Source organism: Terriglobus sp. YAF25, assembly GCF_052113305.1.
Taxonomy (GTDB): Bacteria; Acidobacteriota; Terriglobia; order Terriglobales; family Acidobacteriaceae; genus Terriglobus.
In genome coordinates this window covers 1-4,186 of record NZ_JBFRCY010000405.1, presented here as the reverse complement: position 1 = coordinate 4,186, position 4,186 = coordinate 1, and the positions used below count along the sequence as shown (strand labels likewise).

The window sequence follows — 4,186 nt, the reverse complement described above, 5'->3', positions numbered from 1 at the left end:
AGCCTCAACCTACGCCCGCCCATCAGCAGGCTCCAGATGTCAACAACCTCTTGACCTCCTACACCCACCCAGGTAGCGCGGATAGTCATGAATGACTTGGAAATTACTGATATCTGTTCGGATGTTCCTGATGCCAGTGCCGCCTTCCACCTTGATATGAGCGCGTAGCGGCTGCCTCCAATCATCGGGAGCCTGCTTCGGGCTCGGGCCTTCGATTGGAGTCGCTCCTTGCGTGCTGGCATACTTATCGGCCAGAAACTCGCGAAGGCCATCGAGAGTCTTGCCCTCTCGTTTGAGAGGCGTTTGCGTGTAGTAAAGCTTGCCGTGATCCACCTTCTGTGCGTCGGCAACGAGGTGGAATACCGGCGAGACACGCTCGACCGTCTTCCGCAAGTCCTCAAGTTGCGCATCGGTAGCCGGAGACGTGATGAAGACGATGTAAGCGAGGTTGCGGGGATAGGTTACTTGAGCACCAGTCGTTTGCGATGGCGCAGTGCCAGGCTTACTGGTGAAAATTACCTCAAGGCCATCGATGGGGATTCCCTTAACCGTTGCCTGTACGAGATAGTCACCGGCCAATGCACTACCCAGTGCGCTGACTACGCTTGGCCATGAACCCGCGGCAAGATTGAATTCGCCGGTTTCACGACCTCCGTCGCTCAGTAATTGAAACTCGCGAATACGTAGACGACGTAAGCCGGTCCGGCTGACTGCGGTGACGGTTCCGGTAAGCTTTACCGGCTCGCTCGTTTGGGCTTGGCCGCGCAACAGGAAGAGAGAGGAGCGTAGCCGCGCCTGAAAGTCCCTCAGGGAATCGCCGTCATCGAAAGGCGGTGGCGTTTGCGCCCAGTCCTGAGAGGTATGTGTGGCCTGCGCGAACAATGGCTGATTGGTTATCGCGAATTGACTTGCGAGTGCTACACCGAGGGTAATCGCTCTCAGCTGTGGGTAATGTTTCCGTATGGCATCCATGTGGGTCTCCATTAGAAGAGTCTCCTGTATGCGGCGAGGCCACAAATCTGCTCCAGGTCCAGATACCCGGCGATGAGCAAATGTTCTTCTCGCGCCCGATCTGAGCGAGCTTATCTTATTGGGGAAAGTGAAAGAATGGGCATGCCATCCTTGGTAAGGATGGCGTCCTACACCCAACGTGCAGGCACCGCAGCTGCGGGCGGAACGCTAGTGACAACAACCAATTCGTACTTGGATGTAAGTCATAGGCCTAATATACCCAATAAGGCTGAAGTTGGGTATGCCGCGTGCTAAAGCGAACTCTTCCCCATGGACCGCCTTGTCCGATGTTCGAAGTTGACCCCATTCTTGAGCCCATGTTAGCGTCAGAATATGGCGTTTTCTCTGCTTTATTGTTGCCGCTGCGACCAGCCCCTTAAAGGGTGAGCAGCGACATTCTCGGGTATTCCTGATACGCCCTCCCAAAGCTCATCCAAGATCCCAATCTTTGCCCGGATATCCGTCCCAAGCCGGCCTGCGTACCTGGTTTGTTTTGCGGATTGAGCTTTGGAAAGAGTCTATGCAACTTGCAACTGAGGAACCATTGGTAGCTGCTGCGAGCAGCACATCCACACCAGCAAAGAGCCATTCCTGCGCGATTTTGAGAACGCCTGAGGAACTCACTAACATCGTTTCGTCGTTCGCTCTGTCGGATGAATGGATTGACCGGGTGCGGCTTCGGACCGAACACCGATGGTATGAGCGGCTATATCACGGTCCGGACCATGACATTTGGGCAATCAGTTGGCTACCTGGACAATCCACCGGCTTCCACGACCATGGTGAGTCCTCGGGAGCCTTCGTCGTAGCAATGGGCATCCTTGAGGAACATCGTGCCGGTGAGCAGCCACTTGTGATTCATCCGGGTGAGCCACGCGCATTCGGCCGTGATTACGCTCATGACGTCCGCAATAACTCCTTCGCACCAGCGATCAGCATTCACGCGTATTCGCCTCCGCTCACCGATATGAACGAATATGAGTTGGAGGGGAATCAACTCGTTCCGCGCGAAGGCTTGTCGGAACGGGCTGAGGCACTTCATCAGGAATGGCACATGCGGACAGATAACCGAAAAAGCAAGCCGAGCGCGTTCAGCATTGAGCAAATGCTGGCGACGGCGCGTAGCCGACTACGCCGTCTATCTCCGGATGAAGCCTATCGAGTGGCCGCCGAAGGAGCGATACTCGTCGATATTCGTCCCGAGGGGCAGCGTGCGATCGAAGGGAATATCCCGGGCGCGTTGATTATCGAGCGTAACGTTCTCGAGTGGCGGTTCGACCCAACTTCCAGCGCGCGACTGCCAGTTGCTACTAATCATGATCTCCGAGTAATTGTGTTCTGCTCCGAAGGTTATACTTCAAGCCTCGCAGCCGCAGCTCTGCAGTATCTTGGACTCTGGCGCGCGACGGACATCGCTGGTGGGTTTCATGCGTGGCGCGCAGCAGGGCTGCCGATTGTGCCCTGAAGAAATGCTCCATGGGGCTGAAGAGAATTGGCCTCCCACGGAGCATCAGGTACGTTTCCATCATGGTGGCTTTGCACATGACACTTTTTGACGGTCATACATGCTTTGACGAGCGTGTCTCGGTTCTCTGTCTGTGTTGTCGCCAGACCGAATTATGGGAATCTTCACCGCTCATCAGATCACTCTGGATCAGGTTTTGTATTGGTGGTGTAAAACACGGCCCATGAGTCCTTCGCCCTCTTATCGACCTTGGCACTGAGGGGCTATCCCCACCGCCAAGTTGCGATCCAGCCTTTTGGAAATACGATGGTCTGTTACCCTGGCTATCCCTTAGGAGCGGCCTTGCTCACGCAAGATCAAAGGGAAGCTTGAGCTTCTAACGGTATTTGCTGCACTAGTACTTCTCTTCGTTGGGTGATTGTCCATACGCGAGTTGTGGGAGGGGTTTGCCCGTTTGCCATCCGAGATTCCTCATAACTTACAGCTGTCGATTGAGATTCCGCCATGGCTGTGGAGAAAACACGCTCACAGGCGGGAATGAGAAGAGTGTCCGTCCTGGTGGGTACTTTTGCTACCCCGTTTGTTTTTCATTGACCTAAGGGGCGGGCATTCCAGGGAGTCACACTTCGCTTCGGAGGAGCCGCCAGTCTTAATCATGGTAACGCTTCTCACCTGCAGGAATTGGGACCGTCAACCGATTTCCCAGTGGTGGCAGAGGGCATGTCGCAAAGGCGGTGTATGCACAAGGTGGATTGACCAGGCGATTGAAATCGAGCGCAACTTCACCTTTGTGTGCCAGCCCCTGTGACGGAAAGTCGGTATAGAGGAAGCGTGCAGCTTCATAGGTGGTGGTGCGGCTGGTAGTATCGCGCAAAATAAAAAATAACTTGTCGTCCTCAACGATTGGCTCGAGCCGAAGACGTTTGCCATTTAGCGTGAACTCAGCCGCTCCGAGAACCTTCTCATGCAGAGTTGTTCCGATGATAGTGGAAATTGCTATCGTGTGCGGCTCTCCGTAAGGAATCCACGTTGCGTCGACACGAAAACTCTTCTTCACGGGAAACCAATTGAGCCCATGGAAATGGGTACGTGTCTCGGCATTGAGGTCTTTAATGCGGAGCGCCAGACGGTCGCCGCGTGAGAGCACCAGGATAGTGTAGCTTCCAAAGCTAATCTTGGCGTCATTTGCGAGAGAGCCCTCCACCGTGGGAGAACCGTTGATCTTCAGGTCCGCAGGAAAACCGCCGACCGGAACAGAGATCTTAAGCTGTGCATGAGCACCAGCGCCGCTCTGAGTGATGACAGCCAAATGCGCTGGGGCACTCGAAGGTAGATGAAGGCTGTTATCGGCTCCTGATCCTACCGTATTCGCACCCTCATGCAGCCACTCCAAACCCACGAGGGAAAGCCATCCTTCCGGTGCTGCTAATGCTTTGGCGCGGTTGGTGCGAAAGGCTTGTGTCGAGGTGAGATACGAAGGGGCCGCCTGTTGCGCGTTGACAATCAAGGAGGCGCCAGATATCAAGGCGAGAATGCTTACGACCCGGCACATAGGGAAGAGAAGGGCGCGCCGTCCTCTTTGATCGGTTGCACGGAAGTCAGAATCTGTGAGTGGTTTCTGTTGACGACCCGGCACATAGGGAAGAGAAGGGCGCGCCGTCCTCTTTGATCGGTTGCACGGAAGTCAGAATCTGTGAGTGGTTTCTGTTG

At 54.9% G+C, this 4,186-nt stretch carries 3 protein-coding genes; 1 reads left to right on the top strand and 2 read right to left on the bottom strand.

Going from position 1 to position 4,186, the window contains the following annotated elements:
• Positions 1-39: 39 nt before the first annotated feature.
• Positions 40-984 carry an OsmC family protein gene (locus AB4043_RS16665; RefSeq protein ID WP_442301835.1) on the bottom strand — a complete coding sequence of 315 codons (945 nt, stop codon included), beginning with the start codon at positions 982-984 and terminating at the stop codon, positions 40-42.
• Positions 985-1,531: 547 nt separating this feature from the next.
• On the opposite strand from AB4043_RS16665, the gene AB4043_RS16660 reads away from it, so the two are divergent.
• The gene (locus tag AB4043_RS16660) at positions 1,532-2,476 is read left to right on the top strand and encodes a rhodanese-like domain-containing protein (RefSeq protein ID WP_442307560.1); all 945 of its coding nucleotides are present in this window, start codon (positions 1,532-1,534) and stop codon (positions 2,474-2,476) included.
• 649 nt (positions 2,477-3,125) lie between these two features.
• Here AB4043_RS16660 and AB4043_RS16655 read toward each other — a convergent pair.
• Entirely contained in the window at positions 3,126-3,983 is an 858-nt protein-coding gene (locus AB4043_RS16655) for a DUF1684 domain-containing protein (protein WP_442301833.1), read from the bottom strand.
• Positions 3,984-4,186 lie beyond the last annotated feature (203 nt).